19 protein-coding genes are annotated in these 21,705 nt (G+C 52.1%); all 19 read left to right on the plus strand.

Annotation, left to right across the window (positions count from 1 at the left end):
- Position 1 precedes the first annotated feature (1 nt).
- The 19 genes from AC2FAJ_RS19850 (at position 2) to AC2FAJ_RS19940 (ending at position 21,660) form a co-directional block, all read left to right on the plus strand.
- The gene (locus tag AC2FAJ_RS19850) at positions 2-1,258 is read left to right on the plus strand and encodes a phage terminase large subunit (RefSeq protein ID WP_002211787.1); all 1,257 of its coding nucleotides are present in this window, start codon (positions 2-4) and stop codon (positions 1,256-1,258) included.
- A gap of 33 nt (positions 1,259-1,291) precedes the next feature.
- Complete coding sequence (locus tag AC2FAJ_RS19855) at positions 1,292-2,866, plus strand: phage portal protein (RefSeq protein ID WP_115387000.1); 1,575 nt, start codon at positions 1,292-1,294, stop codon at positions 2,864-2,866.
- 22 nt (positions 2,867-2,888) lie between these two features.
- Positions 2,889-3,785, plus strand: a complete 897-nt coding sequence (locus tag AC2FAJ_RS19860; protein ID WP_040110314.1) for a DUF6651 domain-containing protein — start codon at positions 2,889-2,891, stop codon at positions 3,783-3,785.
- Between the two features lie 26 nt (positions 3,786-3,811).
- Positions 3,812-4,687, plus strand: a complete 876-nt coding sequence (locus AC2FAJ_RS19865) for a major capsid protein (protein ID WP_040110313.1) — start codon at positions 3,812-3,814, stop codon at positions 4,685-4,687.
- 74 nt (positions 4,688-4,761) lie between these two features.
- Positions 4,762-5,685: an Ig-like domain-containing protein gene (locus tag AC2FAJ_RS19870; protein WP_485454440.1), complete on the plus strand. Its 924-nt coding sequence runs from the start codon at positions 4,762-4,764 to the stop codon at positions 5,683-5,685.
- A gap of 43 nt (positions 5,686-5,728) precedes the next feature.
- Positions 5,729-6,163: a hypothetical protein gene (locus AC2FAJ_RS19875; RefSeq protein WP_000801184.1), complete on the plus strand. Its 435-nt coding sequence runs from the start codon at positions 5,729-5,731 to the stop codon at positions 6,161-6,163.
- Positions 6,163-6,996: a hypothetical protein gene (locus AC2FAJ_RS19880; RefSeq protein WP_485454441.1), complete on the plus strand. Its 834-nt coding sequence runs from the start codon at positions 6,163-6,165 to the stop codon at positions 6,994-6,996. Before AC2FAJ_RS19875 ends, AC2FAJ_RS19880 begins: the two co-directional genes overlap by 1 nt.
- A 97-nt stretch (positions 6,997-7,093) precedes the next feature.
- The gene (locus tag AC2FAJ_RS19885) at positions 7,094-7,438 is read left to right on the plus strand and encodes a hypothetical protein (RefSeq protein WP_001027662.1); all 345 of its coding nucleotides are present in this window, start codon (positions 7,094-7,096) and stop codon (positions 7,436-7,438) included.
- Positions 7,429-7,902: a hypothetical protein gene (locus AC2FAJ_RS19890; protein WP_000523626.1), complete on the plus strand. Its 474-nt coding sequence runs from the start codon at positions 7,429-7,431 to the stop codon at positions 7,900-7,902. Before AC2FAJ_RS19885 ends, AC2FAJ_RS19890 begins: the two co-directional genes overlap by 10 nt.
- A gap of 1 nt (position 7,903) precedes the next feature.
- On the plus strand, positions 7,904-8,287 hold the full coding sequence (locus AC2FAJ_RS19895) for a minor capsid protein (RefSeq protein WP_000469441.1): 384 nt from the start codon (positions 7,904-7,906) through the stop codon (positions 8,285-8,287).
- A gap of 74 nt (positions 8,288-8,361) precedes the next feature.
- Positions 8,362-9,108, plus strand: coding sequence for an Ig-like domain-containing protein (locus AC2FAJ_RS19900; RefSeq protein WP_052930817.1), 747 nt, complete (start codon positions 8,362-8,364; stop codon positions 9,106-9,108).
- 59 nt (positions 9,109-9,167) lie between these two features.
- Positions 9,168-9,485, plus strand: a complete 318-nt coding sequence (locus AC2FAJ_RS19905) for a hypothetical protein (protein WP_000163862.1) — start codon at positions 9,168-9,170, stop codon at positions 9,483-9,485.
- 125 nt (positions 9,486-9,610) lie between these two features.
- The gene (locus AC2FAJ_RS19910; RefSeq protein WP_000952684.1) at positions 9,611-9,835 is read left to right on the plus strand and encodes a hypothetical protein; all 225 of its coding nucleotides are present in this window, start codon (positions 9,611-9,613) and stop codon (positions 9,833-9,835) included.
- 7 nt (positions 9,836-9,842) lie between these two features.
- The gene (locus tag AC2FAJ_RS19915; protein WP_485454442.1) at positions 9,843-14,423 is read left to right on the plus strand and encodes a tape measure protein; all 4,581 of its coding nucleotides are present in this window, start codon (positions 9,843-9,845) and stop codon (positions 14,421-14,423) included.
- A gap of 40 nt (positions 14,424-14,463) precedes the next feature.
- Positions 14,464-14,799: a phage tail protein gene (locus tag AC2FAJ_RS19920; RefSeq protein ID WP_063133979.1), complete on the plus strand. Its 336-nt coding sequence runs from the start codon at positions 14,464-14,466 to the stop codon at positions 14,797-14,799.
- Positions 14,800-14,888: 89 nt separating this feature from the next.
- On the plus strand, positions 14,889-15,587 hold the full coding sequence (locus AC2FAJ_RS19925; RefSeq protein ID WP_485454443.1) for a phage minor tail protein L: 699 nt from the start codon (positions 14,889-14,891) through the stop codon (positions 15,585-15,587).
- The gene (locus AC2FAJ_RS19930; protein ID WP_485454444.1) at positions 15,580-16,377 is read left to right on the plus strand and encodes a C40 family peptidase; all 798 of its coding nucleotides are present in this window, start codon (positions 15,580-15,582) and stop codon (positions 16,375-16,377) included. The genes AC2FAJ_RS19925 and AC2FAJ_RS19930 overlap by 8 nt, the downstream gene beginning before the upstream one ends.
- Positions 16,365-16,955, plus strand: a complete 591-nt coding sequence (locus AC2FAJ_RS19935) for a tail assembly protein (protein WP_046622159.1) — start codon at positions 16,365-16,367, stop codon at positions 16,953-16,955. The genes AC2FAJ_RS19930 and AC2FAJ_RS19935 overlap by 13 nt, the downstream gene beginning before the upstream one ends.
- 16 nt (positions 16,956-16,971) lie before the next feature.
- Positions 16,972-21,660 carry a phage tail tip fiber protein gene (locus AC2FAJ_RS19940; protein ID WP_485454445.1) on the plus strand — a complete coding sequence of 1,563 codons (4,689 nt, stop codon included), beginning with the start codon at positions 16,972-16,974 and terminating at the stop codon, positions 21,658-21,660.
- Positions 21,661-21,705 lie beyond the last annotated feature (45 nt).

A 21,705-nucleotide genomic window follows, 5' to 3' on the forward strand; every position in this document is an offset into this window, starting at 1 on the left:
TATGGCCATCCCGTCGTCTCTGAGTCTCGTACAGCTGCATTCCGGGCAGATGCAAGTCTTTCAGTCGCCACATCGTTTCAAAGTGGTGTGTGCGGGTCGGCGCTGGGGTAAATCCCGGTTGTCGATCTCCACCATCATCCGCGCGGCAGCCAAAGAGAAAAAGCAACGTGTCTGGTACGTCGCACCGACTTACCAGATGGCTCGCCAGATCTTGTGGGATGACCTGCAGGAAGTTCTGCCTCGTAAATGGGTTCGTAAGAAAAACGACACCACGATGACCATCGTGCTGAAGAACGGCTCTGAAATCGCGCTGAAAGGTGCGGATAAGCCCGATACGCTTCGTGGTGTGGCACTGCACTTCGTGGTGCTCGATGAATTTCAGGATATGAAGCCTGACACCTGGTACAAGGTACTGCGTCCGACACTGTCCTCTACCCGTGGCGGTGCGCTGATCATCGGTACGCCAAAAGGCTTCTCCGAGTTCCACAAGCTGTGGACTATCGGTCAGAACAAAGATTTGCAACGCAAAGGGCAGTGGAAGAGCTGGCAGTTCGTTACGGCCGATTCTCCGTTCGTACCGAGCGCGGAAATCGAAGCGGCGAAGAACGATATGGACCCTAAATCGTTCGCGCAGGAATACCTGGCCAGCTTCGAAAACATGTCCGGACGCGTTTACTACCCGTTCGACCGCAATGTGCATGTGAAGCCACTCCAGTTCAATCCGAAACTGCCGATCTGGGTTGGTCAGGACTTCAACATCGACCCTATGTCATCGGTCATCCTGCAGCCGCAGCCAAATGGTGAGCTGTGGGCCGTGGACGAGGTTGTGCTGTTCTCTTCCAACACGGCTGAAGTGTGTGATGAGCTGGAGCGTCGTTTCTGGCGCTGGAAGTCTCAGGTCACTATCTTCCCTGACCCGGCAGGTGCGTATCGCCAGCACGCACGCGGTGAATCGGACGTCGATATCTTCAAGGAAAAAGGTTTCCTTCGAGTCGATTATCCGAAGAAGCACCCGCCGATCGCAGACCGTGTTAACGCAGTGAACCGCATGTTGATGAGTGCCTCGGGCGAAACCCGGTTGTACATCGATCCGAAGTGCAAACACCTCATCGACTCGCTGGAGAAGGTGATCTACAAGCCAGGCTCACGCGATATGGATAAGACTGGCGGCATCGAACACAGTGCGGATGCGTTGGGTTATCCGGTTCATCGTAGGTATCCGGTGAAAAATCGTGTTATTCTTGGTGGATCTAGATAGGTAAGTGCTTACCTAAACGCAAAGGAAAAGCAAATGGAATTGACTGACAAGCAAATCAAAGACCTTGTGGCACGACGCCACCCTGAATATGAGAAGAAAAAAGAACATTGGGACTTCCTCGCCAGCACCTACGCTGGCGGGCGTGCCTGGTTCAACGACAATATCTTCCGTTACTTCAAAGAGGGCGATCAGGAGTTCAAAGAGCGCCTGGAACGCGCTTATCGCTTCAACCACACTCGTGAAGTGGTAAACCTCATCAACAAATACCTCTTCAAAGAGGTCATTCACCGCAACACTGATGAAGCGCCGGAGCAGATCCGCAATTTCTGGAAGCGAGCCACGCGCCAGAACACCTCCATCGATGCGTTTATGGCGGCTATCGATCTGCAATCATCCATTTATGGCCGTATCTGGGTTGTCGTGGACAGCACCATGAACGTCGATGTTGAGTCTGTTGCAGACGAGAAGAAAAATGATGCGCGTGCCTACGCTTACTGGATTTCGCCGCAGCAGCTGCTTGATGTTGCTTGGGATGAAGACGGCAATATGTTGTGGGCGCTGATTGTTGAAATCGCGCGCGACGACGAAGATCCGTTCACTTCAACCGGGCAGGAATACCAGCGTTATCGTCTGTGGACGCAAAACGAGTGGTATCTCTTCCGTGAAGAAGTGAAGAAAGGTTCCGGAAATAGCGGTCGTCGTCAGGCCAAAGTCGTTCTGGAGGATAGCGGCCAGCACAATCTGGGCGTGGTGCCGGTGTTTCCGGTGGACTGCATTGGCGAAAGCGAGTCTCCGTATTTCAGCCCGTCGTTGATTGACGATATCGCCTATCTTGACCGCGCCGTGGCCAACTACCTGTCGAACCTTGACGCGATTATTCAGGATCAGACATTCAGCCAGCTGGCGATCCCGGTTCAGTCACTGCTGCCGGGCGATGAAAACCACACCAAAGTGCTCGAAATGGGGACAAAACGCGTCTTCACCTTCGACTCTGAGAGCGGTAATCAGCCATTCTACCTGTCTCCAGACCCGAAACAGGCTCAGATGATCATCACCACGATTAAGACGGTGATTAACGAGATCTACCATTCCGTTGGTGTGGCAGGTGAGCGAACCAAGCAGGATAACGCACAGGGCATCGATAACTCTTCGGGCGCAGCGAAGATGTACGACTTCCAGCGCGTTAACAGTCTGCTGGTGACAAAAGCAGAGCGCCTCGAAAGGGCAGAGCGCCAGATGATGCAGCTGGCAGCGAAATGGATGGGTGTCGAACTGGATGAAGACCACTCTCTGATCGCGTACCCGGAAAGTTTCGACATTCGCGGTCTGACTGACGAATTTGCCGTTGCTGAGAAACTGTCTCTGCTCCAGGCGCCTGATTCTGTTCGTCGTCATCAGATGGAAATGCTCATCGAGAAGGTCTTCCCGAACATTTCCGAGGCGATGCAAAAGGAATTTCAAAAAGATCTCTTGAAATTTCCTCCAAAAAATGATCTTAATACCCTTGAAAATAAGTCAGTACTTACTTATGATCGAGATGCAGCCCAAGAAAGCGGGCAAGATCAACCCAGAGGGAATGGGGACTCATCTACTCAAGAGACCGAGTGATAAGTAACGAAAAGGAATTTCTATGAATCTGTGGCAAATGCTTATGGCCAATGGTGGCCTGATGGATGTAGCTGAAGCGCATGAGCGCGGAGGTGCTGGTGGCGGTGCTCCTGCTGGAGACAATGAACAGGGCAATCAAGACCCAGGCAAACAGGGCGAGCAAAAAGAGCAACCGAAGGGTGACGACGACGAGTATGCCGGTATGACTCAGGAAGAGTTGCTGGCAGAACTGCGTAAGTCCAAGAAAGCCGGTGCTGACCTGCTGAAAGAGAACATGAAGCGCAAGGAGAAAGAGCGCACATTGGCCGATCAGCTGGCTCAGTACGGTGATATTGACCCGGCGCGTGCTCGCCAGCTTCTCGAAGCTGAACAAGCCGCAGAAACCGCACGTAGGGAGGCGGAGCAGGCTGAACTGGAACGCCGTGGTGAGTTCGATGCTGTGAAAAAGCAGATGATCGAAGCGCACCAGGCTGAACTGGCACAGCGCGACGAACGCTACTCCACTCTGGAGAGCGAGAACGCCGCACTGAAGGCTCAACTGGTCGAAATGACTGTTGGCGCTTCCTTCAGCGGCTCTGCCTTCCTGCGTGACAAAGTTCTGATGACTCCGGCTAAGGCTCGCGTTATCTACGGCTCTCATTTCGAAGTGGGTGAAGACGGTAGTGTTGTGGGCTTTGATAAGCCAGCCGGTCAGAAAGAACGTGCAGTTCTGGTTGACGGTGAAGGCAAACCGTTACCGTTCGAATCCGCGATTGAGCGCATTCTGCGTGCAGATCCGGAAGCTGACGCACTGTTGCGCAGCGAAGCCAAGCAGGGTGCTGGTTCCAATAGCAAACCGACCCACAAAGTAAACCAGCCGAAGAGCAAGTCGACTATGGATAAGTTGACCTCCGGTCTGGGGAAAATCGGACTCAAGTAACATCTTAAATCATAGGGAAATGAAAGATGCCATTACTGCGTGATGAAGCTGAAAAGCTGTCTAACAACGAACTTGAGCAGGGTGTGATCGAGACCATCATCGATCGCGATGACCTGTTCGCTGTTCTGCCTTTCATGAAGATTAATTCTAAGGCATACCTCTACAACCGCGAAGCTACCCTGAGCGAAGCAACCTTCATCGATGTGAACGACACCATCACCGAAGGCGCTGCAACCTTCACCGAACATGTTGCGAAGCTGCGTATCCTGGCAGGCGACGTAGACGTCGACAAATTCCTGGCGACCACTATGTCCGACACCAACAACCAGCTGGCAATCCAGGTTCGTCAGAAGGTGAAAGGTCTGGCTCGCGCATTCCGCCGCAACCTGATTCTGGGCGACTCCAGCACCAACAACAAAGCGTTCGACGGTATTCCGAAGCTGATGCACGACGATCAGAAGATCGACATCGAAGGCGCTTCCATGACCTTCTCCATGTTCGACGAGCTGGTCGACGCGGTGAAAGATCTGGGCGCAGACTGCATCATGATGCGTTCCGAGCACCTGCGTGCTTACCGCGCTCTGCTGCGTACCGTTAGCCTCGGCCCGTCCGAAATCATGATGGAAAACTTCGGCCGTCCGATGCTGTGCCACAACGGTGTACCGTTCATCGTGAACGACTTCATCCCGACTGACGCGGGCAAAGCAAGCATCTACTGCCTGCACCTGTCCGAAGAGAACGGTGTGACTGGTCTGTATGGCGGTGAAAACGCCGGTATCGTTGTTGAGAACATCGGTACTGTTCAGAACAAAGACGCAACCCGTACCCGCGTTAAGTGGTACTGCTCTCTGGCGAACAAGCACGACAAGGCTATCGCCGCGCTGACCAACGTAAAAATTTGATCAGTATGGTAGGTAAGTAATTATCTACCGTTTAGGGGTGGGCTATACGCCCACCCTTTTTGTAGGAGCGAGAAATGCCAGAACAAAAGATGAAGATCACGGAAGAGGCGTTTGCGGATTTCACGGGGCATATGTGCCGTGCCGGATTCACCAATTCCATCTCCAACGAGCCTCTGAGCGAGCGCCAGCAGAACCATCTTGCGGCTTGCTTCCGGGCAATTCCGTTCACTCAGTCTGTCACCATTACACCGGCTGCGCCGTCCGTATTGGCGGGTAAAACCGTTCAACTTAGTGCAGGTATCACCATGAGCAAAAGCGCAGATTCATTCACCTGGACGTCGGCCAATGACCAGGTCGCCACAGTCAGCGGTACGGGTCTGGTTACTGGCGTGACTCCGGGAAAAGTGAAGATCACCGCCACCGGTAAGCAGACTCAGCTTTCTGCGTCAGTCGAAGTGACCGTTAAGCCTGTCAGCGTGGAGTCCGTTACGGTAACGCCAGACTCTACCTCTGTTGAGAAGGGGAAATCGGTCAAGTTGCGCGTTGATGTACAACCGTCAAACGCAACCAATAAAAGAGTCACCTGGACTTCCAAAAATAGCGACAAAGCGACCGTTGACCAGAACGGTAACGTAGCTGGCGTAGCCGTTGGTACGGCAACCATTGAAGTGGTTTCGCAGGATGGCAGCCATAAAGCTACTGCTACGGTTGAAGTCACTGAGCCTGTCGTTGCTGTTACTTGCGTCTCTGTCGATCCGAGCACCACCAGCGTTGAAGCCAACAAAACGGTACAGCTGACCGCGAACATCGAACCGGCTGGCGCAACCAATAAGCGCGTAACCTGGGCGTCAAAAAATACCGAGTTCGCGACGGTTGATAGCGCAACTGGACTTGTGACCGGTGTGGCTGCAGGTACTGCCACTATCGAAGTCACCACGGAAGACGGTAGCCACAAAGCCACTGCGACCGTTGAAGTGACCGCAGCACCGGCTGCGTAACCAACACATGGGCGGCGATGCCGCCCATTAAGTGAGAAGAAGAATGAAACCAGCAAAAATTCGTTTATTGGAGCCTCAATTTTTGGGGTACACGGGCATTCTCTGCGGTATCCAGTTTGTCGACGGCATCTCGGTTGCCGAACTGCCATTCATCGATCAGCAGCGGATTTGTGCCTCCATGCGTGCCACTACCGTTGAAGGCAAAAATGTATCTCCTTCTGCCGCGTACAGCAGCCGCAATGATTTAACTGCGGACGACATTGTCGAGACGGCGGCCCCGGATATTGTGCCAATGAAACGTGGTACGGCTGAAGTGGAAGCCAAACCGGTACAGCGCTTTACTCGTGAAGAGCTGGAGTCGATTGCGGACTGTGAAGGTATTGCGGGTCTGCGTCAGATCGGCAACCAGATTGGCGTGAAAGCCAAAGGTATCGTTGAAATGATCGAAGGCATCCTGAAAGCACAGGGCGGTGAGTAATGGCGCAGATCGACACGTACCGTAGCGGGGAAGCAGTTTCCCTGTCGTTTGCATTTAACGTTCTGGATATTGAGTCGGCCACGTATACCGTCAGAGATGGCGCAGGTGCGATCATCGTCGATAACGAACCTCTCGATATTACTGAGGGGCAGATGTCCATTCCGGTTGTCGTGTCGGCCGAACACAACCTGCTTTCAGATAAAGAGCGCGATCTGCGACACGTCATTGTCAAAGCGGTGGCATCCGGGCTGACGCATGAAGAGCGCAAGATGTACGTTCTGCTGAATAGCTTCGAGCTGTCAATTCCAGGCCAGTCATTCGCAACGGTCGCAGACACCCAGATGCAAGCTATCGATATGCTGAACGGCGACACCCTGTTAGCTGATGGCGAAGGGCTGATGCGCAAACGTCTCATTGAGGCCACCAGACGCGTCAAAACGCTGCCGTTCTCAATCCGCAAAGTCCTGCGTATCGACTTCGACCGGTACGATCGCCCGCAAAACATGCTGAACGTCTATGACATTCCGTGGGGCGCTGACGGGGCATATCGTCACGATCTGATCGATTGGGAGCAGATGACGCCTGAGAAATTCGACGAGTTCCCGGACTACTTCAAACAGGCATTAATGCTGGCCGTGGTTAATGAAGCCTGCGAAATCGCTAACGGCAATGACGTAGCGGCAGCCCGCGAGGACGGCATTCTGTCTGAGTCCATTGGTGAAACGACCAATATGTACCGCACCGGCAAAGCGGCAAATGTGCATGTGGCTCGCAGTACCTGGCGACTGCTGGTCAGTTACATCAATAACCGCATGATTGTTCGCCGTGCGTAACGCCAGTCGCATTATTTACTTCTGGTCGAAAGGCTCAAGACGAGCAATCGCGCCTTCGCCTGGTAATGAGTGCGGCTGCCAACCACAGGGAGAGTGCATGAACATTTCATGGCAAGCAGAGATAGCGATTTACCGTCTGGGTTCCAAGAACGTCTACGGTGAAGCGCAATTGCAGTTCGTCAGGAAGACGAACGTCGGCGTCGTTAAGTTTGAGCAAAGTAACGAGAAGTCATCGGTACGTGCGGACAGCTCCGGCAGTCGCGGTAAAGCGAATCTGGAATTGTTCGATGCTGTTCTGGTGATCCCACTTGAGGCCGCAGTGCAGCTTGATGACGTTCTCATTCTGGAGGGGCAAAAGCTGAAGGTATCCAGCGTGCATCGTCGCTGGGGACTGCGTGGGCGCCCAGGGCATCTGGAAGTAGGGGCAAACATATGGGTCTGAAGTACGACGCGCATCAGTTTAAGCGTGCTGGCGACAGGCTCAATAACAGCCAGAAAGCCTTTAAGCGTTATCTCATCCGTGACATGGAGAAGCTGGCGCGTCTGGTTGAGCGTCTGGCGCGGGCAATGGCCCCGCTGGAGACCGGCTCACTCGAAAGCGCGATCTTCGCGAGAGTGGTCAAAGAAGGCTATACCGGGCTGCGTATTGAGTTATCGGTATCTGGAGCCAAACCACGCGAAGGGCATCCGGGCGTTGAGGTTGGTGATTATGCGGAGTACATGGAGTTGGGCAAGTATCGTCTAGGCTATCTCTCCCGCATGAAGAGCGTCACCAACCCGCCAGTCGCTGGTGTGAAGCCACGAGTTGGGCCTTTGTTCCTTGAGAGAGCCGTGCAGATCAGTGAGAAGCAGTTCACTCAGACGATAGCAGAAGCGGCAAGGAAAGCAGGTTTTACGAGAGGTTGATGTGTTTATTGAAGCATTTGCGAGCCTGATGCAGAAGGCGAAGATCGGTACAGTCGGCACTGACATTTTCTGTCACTACATGCCAGCCAATGTGAAGTCCGGTGTTCTGTTGGTTACTCCCAATACGGGGATCACCATTGACCATGAGTTAAAAGGCTTCTATCACGACTCTTTCACCGTCATCGTGCGTAATGCGACGATCACAAAGGCGGTGGCGAAAGCCAATAAGATCATGGACATGTTCCCGGTCGAAGAAACCGTGTCAGAGGGCGTTTACTTCCGGTTGGTTCGGCCAATGTCGATGCCGATTACTTATCCCAAAAACGAAGGTTCGTTGATTGAAGCGGGTATCCCGATTGAATTTGCGGGCTATTTGTTGAATTAATAAAATAAGTAAGTATATACTTACCATTGGCACCATGAAGGTGCTGATTTAACGGAAAAAGGAGTTTTCCAACAATGTCCAATACCCATGTAAAAAACATCAAACTTGGCGCCTGCAAAGTGTCGTTTGGTGGCGTTGATCTGGGTTACACCAAAGGCGGTGTTCAGGTTGAAGTTGCGACCGAAACTCTGAAAGTCACCGTAGACCAGCTGGGGCAGACCACCATCTCCGAGCTGGTGCAGGGTCGTAACATCACTATCACTGCGCCGCTGGCCGAGTCTGTGTTGCAGAATATGGTCGATCTGATGCCGGGATCTACCCTGAGCGAAGAAGATAACTCTGTGACCATCACTTCCGCACAGGGCGTCAACCTGATCGACGTAGCCAAAGAGCTGGTTCTGACCCCGCAGGATACCACCGACTACGTTCTGACCATCCCGAAAGCTGCGACCGCTGGTAACTTCACTATGACCTACCAGTCTGATGATGTTCGCGTGTTCTCCGTTCAGTTCACCGCTTACCCGGATGACGACGGCGTGCTGGGGAAAATGAGCGGCCCAAAGCCGGTTAAAACCGTCTCTATCTCTCCGGAATCTCCGGAAGTTAAAGCCGGTGAGACCGTGCAGCTGACTGCCCAGATCACCCCTGCAGATGCCGGCGACAAAACCGGTGTGTGGGAATCCGACAATCAGGAGAAAGCCACCGTTGACCAGACTGGTCTGGTTCGCGGAGTAGCTGAAGGTTCGGCAAATATCTCCTTCACCAGCAATAGCGGCGGCAAGAAAGCGACCAAAGCAGTAACGGTTAATTCTGCCCAATAATCGCGACGTAACTAAGCAGAGGCTCAGGAAGAGCCTCTCCTTTAAAAGGACTTTAACCAATGACCAAATTACTCGATCTCGACTCCATTCTGCCTCCGAAGAAAAGCATCAAGTTCGGCGGTCAGGAATACCCAATCGTTGAAATGACTGTTGGCCTGTTCGTCTCCATCAAGCAGATGGAAGGCAAAGACCTCCAGAACATGTCGCCTGTTGAGCAGGTAACAGCTTACGCCGACCTGGTTCGCAAGGTCATCCCATCCGTACCTGATGCAGTGCTGGAAAAACTGACTGTTCCGCAGCTTCAGCAGATCTTCACCTTCGCTATGGAAGTGATTGATGAAGAGAACGAAAAAGCGGCTGGTGAAGGGGCAAAGTAGTTTCCCGCGATGAATCCGGGATAAAGACCGTCTCGATAGATCTCGGGTTCTATTTCAGTCGTGTAGTTGCTCACTACGCCGTGTCGCCAATAGAGCTGCTGGGCGTCCCTCTCACGATGTTCTGGATGCTCAGTCGCAACATCGACCGTCTACGTGCGGAAGAGGATGTCCGCAACCTACAAGTCGCTCGCGCTGCCCAGGCAGATGGAGAGGGCGTGAAGGCGTTCATGGAGGGTTTGCAACTCAGGATTGGAAGACCAGTCGTTACCGATAAAGTCTACGATCCACGTAAGGATAAGGCAGACCCTGACGCCAAAGAGCAACTGATGCAAATTTTTGGCAGAGGATGACAAGGGAATGTCACAAAACGTAGAGTTTATCCTGTCGCTGGAAGACAAACAGTTTACAGCGTCAATTGACCGGGCGGGTAAGCTACTTACCAGATTCGGAGAGCAGGCCACGAAGCCAGCTCAAAAAATTAATAGTCTGGAACGCTCGCTGGGTTCGGTCTCCCGCATCATCGGCGTTCTTGAATCTAAGCTCGATGCCACGGCAGACAAACTACAGGACGTAGTTGCCGGCTTCGAGCTTGTTTCTGATGCTTCTCGTAAAACGCGTAGCAATATCACCAGTCTCAACTCAGGCTTAAAAACCCTGGTTGAAAGAGTCGACCACACAACCTCATCCGTCAACAAACTGACTTCCACGCTGCGAAAGGTTCAGTCTGAACTCAATGAGTTTTCAGATTGGGCAACGTTTGCGAGCAAAAGCGCTGGCCGCTTTGGTACGGAGGTAAAGGAAGCCTCTGCATCCGTCAGCGGCATGAATACACGCCTTAACACCACAACTAAGCGATTAAGTAATTGGGGCGTCACGACCAACCAGGCTGCCGAAGGGCTTAAAAAGGTCCGCGATCAGATGGATGCGGTTATCAGTCGCCAGCAGCTGATTAGCAAGCCGGTACGTGTCCGGGCGACGGGCGATGGGAATGGCTCTGGTTATGGCGGAAATGGTCGCCGCGGCTGGTCTTCCGGTCATGGCGGCAGAAGCTATGAAGGAGGCATGTTCTCCGGGCTGCGCGGTAACATTTTTCTGTTGGGTGAGATCGGTGATGCGGCCCGAACAGTAACCGACATTCTTTTCGGTTGGCAGAAGCCGATTATTGAAGCCGCTGCCGAGATGGAGCGTATGCGCGTCATGCTGCGCGGTCTGAATAAGGACAAGGCCAACCCTGGCCAGGCGGCCGCTGACGATATGCAGTACATCGTCAATATGGCACAAAATGCCCCGTTCGCTATGCAGGCGCTGACCGACTCCTTCGTCAAATTCCGTTCGGCTGGTCTTGATCCTACTGACGGCTCTTTGAAAGCGCTGGTGGACTCGGTCGCACGTTTTGGCGGGGACAGTGAACTACTTAAACGTGCAGCCGTAGCTGTCCAGCAGATGTCCGGTAAGGGCGTCGTGTCGATGGAAGAACTGCGTCAGCAATTGGGTGAAGCCGTTCCTAACGCGATGAAAGCGATGGCAGACGCTGCCGGTATCACTATGGGGGAACTGACCAAAGCAGTTTCCACCGGTACAGTGGAAGCGAAACAGGCGCTATCGCTGATGTTTGTTGGGCTGCGTGCTGAAAATGAAAACGCGGCCAAAGACATGATGCAAACCTACACCGGTGCGCTGGCGCAGCTGCAAACCTCATTCACGTTGTTTGCTGATCGCATCGGTCAGGCGGGCTATCTGGATTCTCTTTCCAAGGGGATGAAAGAGCTGGCTTCCATCATGAACAGCGCAGAAGGCATTTCCTTTGCTAATTCTATGGGAGCTGGCCTTTCCACTGCTATTGACGCCCTGAGAGAGCTGGCTCAGTGGTTGGCGAAGAATCAGGAACTGATCATCAATCTCGGTAAGGTTGTGGCCGCGATGGTGGCTTTTAAACTGATGCGAGCCGGCATCATGGGCGTGATCGGCACAGCCGGACAGATGGTGAATACGTTCGCGACGATGTCGACTGTTCTCCAGGCGCCGTTCAATCTTGGCGCGACGGCCATTACCCGATTCAACCGCGCAGCTCGATTGGGTCTGGCCCCGATCCCATCACTCATTTTTGCCATTCGTGGTGCGATTACGGGTCTGCAGGGAGCATTCGCCGGACTGACTGCGTTCATCGCAGCCAACCCCATTGGTGCAGCATTTACCGTTGCTACCGTAGCTGTTGCCGGGCTGATCACGTATATGACCATGCTCCGCAGCGAAACGTCAAAAGTTGTGGACGAGATTCGCAAGATCCCGGAAGCAATGACGGCGGCCAAACGTGCGCAGATGGCAGAACGTGCAGGCAAACTTGAAAAAGAAATTCAGGCAGACCAGCAAGCCCTGAAAACGGGGCAAGGGCTGAACTATGTCTCTCGCACTGTCGGTGCTGTGACCGTTACTGAGTCGAAGGCTGATATTGAGGCTCGCCTGAAAAAGAATCAGGAAGAGTACAAAACGCTCACCGGCACGATCGCGCTTGGGGACGGCGCTGTAGCGAAGCGTCTGGCAAAAGAGGCTGCCGAATCCCAGATTGAAAAAATCCGCGCGGATAACCAGGTATTTTCCGCGACATTCGTGAAGGCGCGTCAGGATGCACTGGAACAGATCCAGAAAATCAATGACGACAAATCTCTCTCTGACGAAGAGAAGAAAAACCTGCTCAAACCGCTTCGCGAAACGGTAAACAAGTCCTATCTGGAACCAGCACAAAAGCTGGTCGACTCTTTGTCATCACGTAAGACTGCTACCGAAAAGCAGATTGCACATTTTAGCGACCTGCTGGAGAAAGCCAAAAAGGAGGGTAATACCGAGCAGGTACAGAAGCTGCAAGGCAGTATTCGCGGCTATCAGGAGCATCTGGAGGCGGTTGCTCAGGAACTGACTCAGGCAGAGTTTGAGCGTGATAATGCAGCCAAAACTGGTAAGGGCGTCCTTTCCAACCAGGGAACGGTTCTGGGCCTCGGGACGACCGATAAAGCTGCTCAGAAAGCTCTGGTTCAGTTTATGCGCAACCAGATGGATTCTGGAACGTACCAGCGAACCTTGCCAGACGGCACACCGATGATGGACTTTGAGGGTAAGCCGATTATTGGGCCTAAGCAGCTCAAGACTCAGCTGAACCTGCAAAAAGCCTCAAGTGCCAGTTCTCTGGAGAAAATGAGCGACGAGGAGCGAACCGCAGCTATTGCCGCTCTGACCAAAGCGCGTGAGCAGGACGCAGCAGCAGCAGAAAAAGCGGGCCAGCGTACAGCAAACGCTGCCCAGCGTGCAGCGAAGAAAGAAGAGAGTGCGCAGCGTAAACTGGCGGCCGGCTACCAGAAAGCATTGGATAAAGCCGATCAGCTGATGGGGCAAATGGGTGAAAGCTCTAAAGCGACCGTGTCGTTTGATCAGTCTCTTCGAAATACCACAAAATCACTGACTGACCTTGCTAACGCTGTTCCGAACGAGTTCATCACTCAGGAGATGATCGACAAGGCAAAATCTCGCCTGGCTGATCTGGCGAATGCGAGCGACGACTATCGTGAGATGTTCAATCGCCGCAACGTCGAGCAGATGATCTCTACCTGGGCGCCGGAGTCCGACTCCATCATTAGCGCAGGGTATACGAAGTCTCGTGAAGAGAAGGTGGCTGATTTCAACGACACCTACAATCGTAATCTGAAAGCTCTGATGGATCTGCGCGAACAGGCTTCCGACCCGAAAATCGTGGCCCTGTATACGAAGCAGATCAACCAGCTTGTTGCCGCTGGTAATACCGCGCTCATTAAAGAGACCGGGACTGCTACACAAAAGCTGGCGCTTGAATATGAAAACCTGGCCGAGCAGTTGGAAAGCAGCTGGAGCAATCTCTTCAGTAGCCTGACAGACACGCTCACCGACTTTGTCATGAAGGGGAAAATGGATTTCTCCAGCCTGGCCGAATCCATTCTCCGTGACATCACCAACATGGTTATTAAGACGCAGATCACTCTGCCGCTTATGAACATGCTGGGCATGGGGACGGCGGCGGCCGGCAGCTCTCAAAGCGGAAACCTGCTGACAGGCGTATCTTCAGCCGTCGCGAACCAGGGCGTCCGTATGAACGCTGTCAATGGTGACAAATCTGTAGGTGAAGCAACGAAGGAGACCTCCAGCTCTGTTTCTGGTCTGGGGCAGACGACCCAGCAGACAACAAATGCGATCGGCTCGGCAACGAACGCGATCGGCAGCTGGGTAAATGGATTGTTCACCAGTACTGAGGCCAAAGATGCCGAAACTAAAGCGGTGAAGACTTCGATCTTCTCTATGCAAAACCTCAGTTCTGTAACCGGTGCTCTTTCTGCCGCATTCGCCATGCTGGGCGCGAATGCATCGGGTTCAGGTAACAAGTGGTTGGGCTTTGGTATGACCATCGCCTCTGGGTTGGCGTCTGCTTGGGCAGGAGGTGGGTTTGACAGCGCATCTTCTGGCTCATCCAGCTCAACATCAGGTTTTAACAACCTGACCGGTTCAGCCGCGGATGGAACGAGTGGTATTCCAGATATTCCGAAGTTCGCTAACGGTGGCATTTTCGGCAAGGACGGCGTTGTTCCGCTTCGCGCTTATCAGAACGGCGGGATTGCCAATTCACCGCAGCTTGCGCTGTTTGGCGAAGGGGATATGAACGAAGCATACGTACCTCTGCCTGATGGACGAACCATTCCGGTTACGCTTAACACCGATGGGTTTAAAGGTGGTGGAAGCGTTGTGTCCCCGGTTTCCATTGCGATCAACGTCAACAGCGATGGAAGCACAACAGAGAGCGCTAACACAGAGAGTGCATGGAACAATGCCGCACAGCGAATGAAAGCGATCGCACTCGAAACCATCGCTCAGGAAAAGAGACCAGGCGGATCACTTAACCCGAACTCGAAACGTAACTAACCAATTGCTGCCCTGGCGGGCAGCATCACAAGGACGTGAAATGGAAAGAAAAACCTTCACTTGGTACCCGGATTACGAGTCTGAAAAAACCGTCAAACCGAATGTGACAGTTTTAAATTTTGGCGACGATTATGAGCAGCGCCAGAGCAAAGGGCTTAATCGCATTAAAGAAGAGTGGTCTCTAACCTTCACAAGAACACATGATGTGATTAACGCCATTGACGATTTCCTGACAGAGCGGGCCGCGGTCGAGTCATTTTATTGGACGAACCCGAGAGGCAAGAAAATCATTGTGGTGTGCGACAGCCACACGGTGAAACGCTATCAGGGGCATCTCTTACTCACAGCTACGTTCAGACAAGTGTTTGAGGGTTGATTTATCCTACTGGATAAGTAAGTGCTTATTTACTATTATTTGTAGGCGCTGACAGGATGTTGGCGCCTGTTAATTTCAAGGATGAAACAATGGGTATTAAAGCTGATATTCAAAGCTTGTCACCCTCCGCGCTCATTGAGCTGTTCGAGCTGGATATGTCGAACACCACTTCTGGGGGCAAGCTGTATTTTCACGCCGGCACGAACGAACTGATGGAGCCAGTCGTTTGGCAGGGGGTGACCTATGAACCGTGGCCAATCAAAGCATCAGGCTTTGATAAGACTGGTCAGGGTACTTTGCCGCGTCCAAAAATTCAGGTTTCGAACTTTGCAGGAACCGTCTCGGCTGAAGTCCAGGCCAATGATGATCTGGTTGGTTGTCGTGTAATTCGCAAGATGACGCTGGCTCGTTTCCTCGATGCGGCCAACTTCAAAGACGGCAACCCTACCGCCGATCCAAACCAGCATTTCCCGGATGAAATGTGGTTTATCGAACAAAAAACTCTCGAAACACATGAGGTTGTCGAGTTCGAGTTGTCCAGTGTGTTCGATCTAATGGGCGTGCAGCTGCCGTATCGCCAAATTATCAAAAATACCTGTCCGTGGAAGTACCGTGGCCCCGAATGCGGCTACACCGGTCCGTACTTCGACAAGAATAACCACCAAACCACGATGTCAGGCGCGGATTACTGCACGAAACGCTACGACTCATGCAACGCTCGTCGAAATTTCTTTGCCAATGGCGTTATCCATTTTGGCGGTTTTATAGGAGCAACGCGTTATGGGTAATAAAGCGCTCCCTGAGCTTGGTTCGGACGTTATGCAGCAAATCTATCTCTGCGCCATCAATCGCTACCCTAACGAAGCGTGTGGCTTTCTGGTGCGTACTCATGGCGATAAATATCGCTTTATGGAAGCTCGGAACGTGTCGGAAAACCCGCAAAACACTTTCGTTATTCACGTCGACGACATCATGGCCGCTGAAGATGCAGGCGAGGTGATTGCTATCTGGCATTCACATACTGATGAGTCTGCGGAAGCGTCAAATGCCGATCGTGCAGGCTGCGAAGCCACGGAAGTACCGTGGATGATTCTGGCTGTTCGCAAGAATGTTGAGGGGGATGCTTCTTTCCACTTTAGCGAGATGAACGTGATCACCCCGGATGGCTTCGAAATGCCCTATGTAGGTCGGCCGTATGTGTTTGGCGTTTTCGATTGCTGGATGTTGTGCCGCGACTACCTTAAGCGCGAGTTCGGCGTCGACCTTAACCCCAATGCCCATTTGCACATTCCATCGTGGTACACGGGCGACAACGACATTCTTGATCAGAACTATCGCAAAGAAGGATTAGTGCGCCTGGCCCCAGGGACGGAACCACAGCCAGGAGACATCTTCTTCATCCAGTACGGGAAGATGCCTGATCACTGCGCGGTCTATATCGGAGAGGGAATGATTCTCCATCACCAAATCGACCGTCTTAGCTGCCGGGCTTATTACGGAGGAATGTACCAGAAACATACGACGCATCACCTGCGTCATAGAGACTTACTCAAGGGAGATGAGACGTGTCTGAGTTAGTTCATGTTCAACTTGGCGGCCCGATGGCCAAACACTTTGGCCGCCACTGGCATTTGAAGGTGCGTAATACCAAGCAGGCGCTGGATTTAATCGACGCAAATCGACCGGGATTTAAAGCCTGGATGAAGCGCAACATTAAACGATATGACAGTTACCACATCCAGATCACCAACAAACAAGGCCACAAATGGTCTGTCGACGAAGGTGAGTACCAAATGATGGGTCAGTCTGAAAACATCGCGAAGATCCGCATCACGCCAGTTCCTCGCGGTAGCGGCGGCTCTGCATTTGGGTGGTTTCAGACCGTTGTCGGCGCAGTCCTGCTAGTTGCCTCAATCTGGGTTCCCGCCCTCGCACCGTTGGGATTGTCTCTGATGATGGGGGGTGTGGCGCAGCTGATCTCCCCACAGGCTACGAACGATAGCGTTCGGCAGGCAGACAATTCCAACTCGTTTTATTTCGATGGGCCGCAAAACACCACCAATCAGGGCAATCCGGTGCAGCTCATCTACGGAGAAGAAATTTTGGTTGGTTCGCAGGTTGTGAGTTCTTCAATCACTATCGACCAGCTTATGTAATAAGGGATTTTTGAACATGGAACAGTTCAAGAAGAAAAGACTTCCTCTCCTGATCGCAGGTGCAGGCGGTAAGAAAAGCAGTGGCTCAAGCCGCACACCGGTTGAAGCGGATGATACCGTTAACTCGCGTGCTATGGCATCCATCCTCGATCTGCTCGGGGAAGGTGTTATTGGTGGCCTGGTAGATGGCGCGAAGTCGATTTTTATCGATGATCTGCCGATCCTCAACGAAGACGGCTCTGCAAACTACAGCGGCATTACATGGGATTTTCGCGATGGCTCGCAAGACCAGACGCCTATGGCCGGTTTTGATTTCGTCGAGACGCCGAAGTCCATCAACATTCAGTTGAAAAAAACGCATGACGTTACGGTCTCCATCGACAACGATGAAGCCGATCGCGTTCGCGTCATCCTCAAGTTTCCTTCATTGCGTAGCGTGGATAAAAAATCCGGGGATACCAATGGTACGACCGTCCAGTACAAGTTTCAGATCGCCAACGGCGACGGAACATTCTCTGACGTGGTTGCCGAAGGAGAGAAAAGCGTTGAGATCTCGCTGACAGCGAAGAAAACAGGCGTTTACTACCGCAGCTATGAGCTGAAGCTGCCGAAACCTGGCCGGGCATATAAGGTTCGCGTCATCCGGCTTACTGACGACAGTAAAACTCAGTATCTGTATAACGACACCTGGGTTGACTCGATCGGTGAGATCGTTGATACGCCAATGAACTACCCGAACTCCGCTCTGGTGGGACTTAAGGTTAACTCCGAGCAGTTTGGTAGTTCTATGCCTTCTCGTTCGTATCTGGTTCGCGGTTTAAAAATTCGTGTGCCGTCAAACTACAACGAAAAAACTAACACCTATGAAGGCATCTGGGATGGCACCTTTAAGCTGTTGTCATCTTCGAACCCGGCGTGGATTCTTTTCGACGTACTGACAAACGCACGTTACGGCCTCGGGCAGTTCGTTTCCGAATCCATGATCGACCTGGGGCAGCTCTACCAAATTGGCCGCTATTGCGATGAAGAGATCGACGATGGTTTCGGCGGTAAAGAAAAACGCTTCGCTATCAACACTCAGATCACGAGCCGACAGGACGCTTACCGACTGATTCAGGACATCGCTGGAGCGTTCCGCGGTATGGTTTTCTGGGCTGGTGGTATGGTTAATGTCATGCAGGATAGCCCGTCTGATCCGGTAATGATGTTCACTAATGCCAACGTCAAAGATGGTTTATTCAGCTACAAAGGATCTGCTCGCAAAGACCGTCCTTCCGTTGCACTTGTAACCTACAACAACAAGGAAGATGGCTATAAGCAGAACATCGAATACGTTGAAGACCAGGAGGCGATGCGTCGCTATGGCGAGCGCAAAACTGAAGTCGTGGCGTTTGGCTGCACCAGTCGTGGCCAGGCGCATCGAGTCGGTCTGTGGCTCCTGTATACCGCTCGCATGGAGTCTGACGTAATCACCTTTACTGCAGGTCTGGATGCCTCTTTCTTAATGCCTGGCGAGACTGTTCTGATTCAGAACAAATATCGCGCCGGCAAACGCAATTCCGGGCGCATTATGGCGTTCAACAAAAACAGCATCACGCTCGATGCGCCGGTAACGCTGAAGAAAAGCGGCAGCTACATCCGTGTCATGAATCAGGAAGGTAAAATCGTCGAGAGAGACATTCTTGAGACCGGTGAGAACCTCACCAAAGTTACCTTCTCAAAATCGCTGTCGTCAGGTGACATGCCTGTGTTGAACGGCGTCTGGACTATCACCGAGCCAGATCTGGAGCCAATGCGTGTGCGTGTAATTAACGTTGCGCAAGGTGATGCCCAGGGATCTTTCGATGTTACGGTTGTCCAGAACAACCCATCGAAATACGAAGCCATCGACAACGGGGCGACGTTGATTCCGGAAAACAATACTGTTCTTGACCCGACTTTCTCGAAGCCGACAAATTTGCAGGTTACGGAAGGGACGTATATTTCCAGCCCGGGCAACCTTTCAATCAAGCTCATTGCTACGTGGGAAGGTAAATCTGCTGAATACTGGATCAGCTGGCGACGTTCTGATGCTAACAACGTTTCTAACTGGCAGTCGGCACGCGTAACGGAAGAGCAATATGAGATCATCAATATTGCTGAAAACGGGCAGTACGACATCCAGCTGTACGCAGTGTCGTTTAGCGGTAAGAAGACGGAGATTATCAGCACCGTATACAAAGTGCAGGGAACGATGACTCCGCCTGACGCCCCGACTGCTTTGACGGCCGTTGGCGACTACCGAAATGTGATTTTGAATTGGGTAAACCCAGACTCAATCGACCTCGAACATATCAACGTATATGCATCCCAGACTAACAATCTGGACACAGCCAAGCTGATCGCTGAGTCTGCCAGCACGACCTTTACCCATGCAGGTTTAGGGGATAGCGAGACCTGGTTCTATTGGGTACGCGCAGCCAATAAACGAGGCATGTTGAGTCCACCTAACTCTAATCTGGGTACAGAGGCTATGACGAAAGACGTGCTTTCTTTCCTGACAGGTAAGATCACGTCTTCTGAGCTGGGGCAGGAGCTGTTGGAGGAAATTGACACCAAAGCCTCTCAAGAAGCCGTTGACGCCATCAATAAGCAGATGGAGGAAAGCCTCAAAGAACTCGACCAGTCTGTTTCCGATCTAGACGGGAAGCTGTCAGAGACAAGCGAAAGACTTGAGCAGGCCCAGAATGACCTGAAAACAGAGGTGTCTGGCACGCTCGATAAGATTAACGAGGTGCTGAGTCAAGTCGAAGACTCAAACGCCGCCCTGGTTGAATTGCAGGAAACTGTGTCTGAACAGGGTAAAGCAGTGGCCGGCGCGGTTGAAGCGGCTCAAGCGGCTCTGGACAATTCATCTGCCTTAATTGCTGAAGAGCGAGAGGCCAGAGTAGAGGGTGACAAGGCGAACGCCAAGCAGATTGAGGCGATGAAGTCTTCTGTTGATGATAGCGTAGCCGCTGTAGAGGAGATGAAAAAGACCGTTGCCGAAGTCGAACGTGCCAGCGCAGAAGTGACGACTAATATCGAGGCATTGGCCAAAACCAACATCGACCTCGCGCTGCGACAGGACGAAGACCAGCATAAGCAGATGGTCAATAATGCCAAGATTGCCACCACTCAAAAGACCTTTGCTGACGATATGTCTGCGATGGCCTCCAAAGTGGAAGAGATCCGCGCAGAGATTGGTGAGGACATCCGGGCATCGATTACCGAAGAGACAACGGCTCGTGTTGAAGCTGATAAGGCGATCGCAACACAAATCACCAAGTTGGAAGCCCAGATCAATGATGATATTTCTGCGGCCATTGTTTCTGAGCAGGAGGCCCGAGCCACTGCGGATGAATCCCTGTCCAGGCAGATTACGTCACTGCAGGCGAAGGTAGAAGGTGACATTAGTGCGGCTCTTACCGAAGAGCAGATCGCCCGAGCTTCGGGGGATGAGGCATTATCCAAACAGATTACCAGCCTCAAGGCCCAGACAGGTGAGGATATTAAGGCGGCAGTTGCCAGTGAAACGAAAGCGCGTACTGACGCAGATAGCGCACTGGCAACTCAGATCAGCACGTTAAAGGCCCAGACTGCGCAGGACATCAAAGCAGCGGTTGCTACTGAGACTAAAGCTCGTACCGATGCCGATTCGGCGCTGGCCGGGCAGATCACAAGCCTGAAAGCCCAGACTGGCAAGGATATTAATGCAGCAGTTACGTCCGAGGCGAACGCCAGGGCAAATGCTGATGGGGCGTTGGGATCACGTATCGATACGCTAAAAGCCTCTGTTGACGGTAACTCTGCAACGATTAAACAACAGGCGACAGCTATTGCGGACACCAATAAAAAAGTCTCTACAGCCTGGACGCTTAAGATGGAGACATCGACAAGCGGTGGGCAGAAGTATGTTGCCGGCATTGCGTTGGGGATCGACAGCACTGGTCTGTCTCAATTCCTTGTTCAAGCCGACCGTTTTGGGTTGGTGAACTCAGTGAATGGAAAGGTTACAACGCCTTTCGTCATTGAAAACGGTGTGGCATATATGAGCGGAGCTTGGATACAAAATGGCACTATCGATAATGCAAAAATAGGGCAGTTCATTCAGTCTAACGACTTCCAAAGCGGTGTCAGAGGGTGGAATATAAACAAAAATGGCTCTTCTGAATTTCAGAACATCAAAGCCAGAGGGGAGATTATTGCAACAACGGGAAGGATGAGTAATGTCGTAATTGATGAGACATGTACTGTTAAAAAGCTATTCGCTGAAAACATCTATGGAGACATTATTACAGCATCATCCAATTTGACCGATAAGGTTTGGGGAAATGTTAGTGGCACTAGCTCAGGTACGCGTTACCCAATTGCAACCATACATGGTGCACCTTTCGAAAGAGTTTTTTTATTTTTAGGGACAACTGCTGCGCATACCATTTGGCGACAGAACGTTACAATTAGATGTGATGAGTCGATCGTTTTCCAATATGACACAGGAAACGATGGTTCAAGTGGCGATTCTACAAAAAAATGGAATAACTTGTTATTAAGGATACCGGCTTCGTCGTATGGCACGACCCAAAACCTGACAGTTCAGTTCCCAAACAGGGGCGATAAGGGGTATCTCCAGTTCACAGGAATTCTAATGCTATATAAAATTTCTGGTTCGGTGACAATTCATTAATTACAATGATAGGTATGTACTTACTTATGCGGGCGGGAATGCCCG

The sequence above is a fragment of the Enterobacter cloacae complex sp. 385G4 genome, from assembly GCF_057320665.1.

What these genes read in the sequence shown, in the direction of transcription:
- AC2FAJ_RS19850 (WP_002211787.1), top strand. Translation starts at nt 2, where the DNA reads ATGGCCATCCCGTCGTCTCTGAGTCTCGTACAGCTGCATTCCGGGCAG.
- AC2FAJ_RS19855 (WP_115387000.1), top strand. Translation starts at nt 1,292, where the DNA reads ATGGAATTGACTGACAAGCAAATCAAAGACCTTGTGGCACGACGCCAC.
- AC2FAJ_RS19860 (WP_040110314.1), top strand. Translation starts at nt 2,889, where the DNA reads ATGAATCTGTGGCAAATGCTTATGGCCAATGGTGGCCTGATGGATGTA.
- AC2FAJ_RS19865 (WP_040110313.1), top strand. Translation starts at nt 3,812, where the DNA reads ATGCCATTACTGCGTGATGAAGCTGAAAAGCTGTCTAACAACGAACTT.
- AC2FAJ_RS19870 (WP_485454440.1), top strand. Translation starts at nt 4,762, where the DNA reads ATGCCAGAACAAAAGATGAAGATCACGGAAGAGGCGTTTGCGGATTTC.
- AC2FAJ_RS19875 (WP_000801184.1), top strand. Translation starts at nt 5,729, where the DNA reads ATGAAACCAGCAAAAATTCGTTTATTGGAGCCTCAATTTTTGGGGTAC.
- AC2FAJ_RS19880 (WP_485454441.1), top strand. Translation starts at nt 6,163, where the DNA reads ATGGCGCAGATCGACACGTACCGTAGCGGGGAAGCAGTTTCCCTGTCG.
- AC2FAJ_RS19885 (WP_001027662.1), top strand. Translation starts at nt 7,094, where the DNA reads ATGAACATTTCATGGCAAGCAGAGATAGCGATTTACCGTCTGGGTTCC.
- AC2FAJ_RS19890 (WP_000523626.1), top strand. Translation starts at nt 7,429, where the DNA reads ATGGGTCTGAAGTACGACGCGCATCAGTTTAAGCGTGCTGGCGACAGG.
- AC2FAJ_RS19900 (WP_052930817.1), top strand. Translation starts at nt 8,362, where the DNA reads ATGTCCAATACCCATGTAAAAAACATCAAACTTGGCGCCTGCAAAGTG.
- AC2FAJ_RS19905 (WP_000163862.1), top strand. Translation starts at nt 9,168, where the DNA reads ATGACCAAATTACTCGATCTCGACTCCATTCTGCCTCCGAAGAAAAGC.
- AC2FAJ_RS19910 (WP_000952684.1), top strand. Translation starts at nt 9,611, where the DNA reads ATGCTCAGTCGCAACATCGACCGTCTACGTGCGGAAGAGGATGTCCGC.
- AC2FAJ_RS19915 (WP_485454442.1), top strand. Translation starts at nt 9,843, where the DNA reads ATGTCACAAAACGTAGAGTTTATCCTGTCGCTGGAAGACAAACAGTTT.
- AC2FAJ_RS19920 (WP_063133979.1), top strand. Translation starts at nt 14,464, where the DNA reads ATGGAAAGAAAAACCTTCACTTGGTACCCGGATTACGAGTCTGAAAAA.
- AC2FAJ_RS19925 (WP_485454443.1), top strand. Translation starts at nt 14,889, where the DNA reads ATGGGTATTAAAGCTGATATTCAAAGCTTGTCACCCTCCGCGCTCATT.
- AC2FAJ_RS19930 (WP_485454444.1), top strand. Translation starts at nt 15,580, where the DNA reads ATGGGTAATAAAGCGCTCCCTGAGCTTGGTTCGGACGTTATGCAGCAA.
- AC2FAJ_RS19940 (WP_485454445.1), top strand. Translation starts at nt 16,972, where the DNA reads ATGGAACAGTTCAAGAAGAAAAGACTTCCTCTCCTGATCGCAGGTGCA.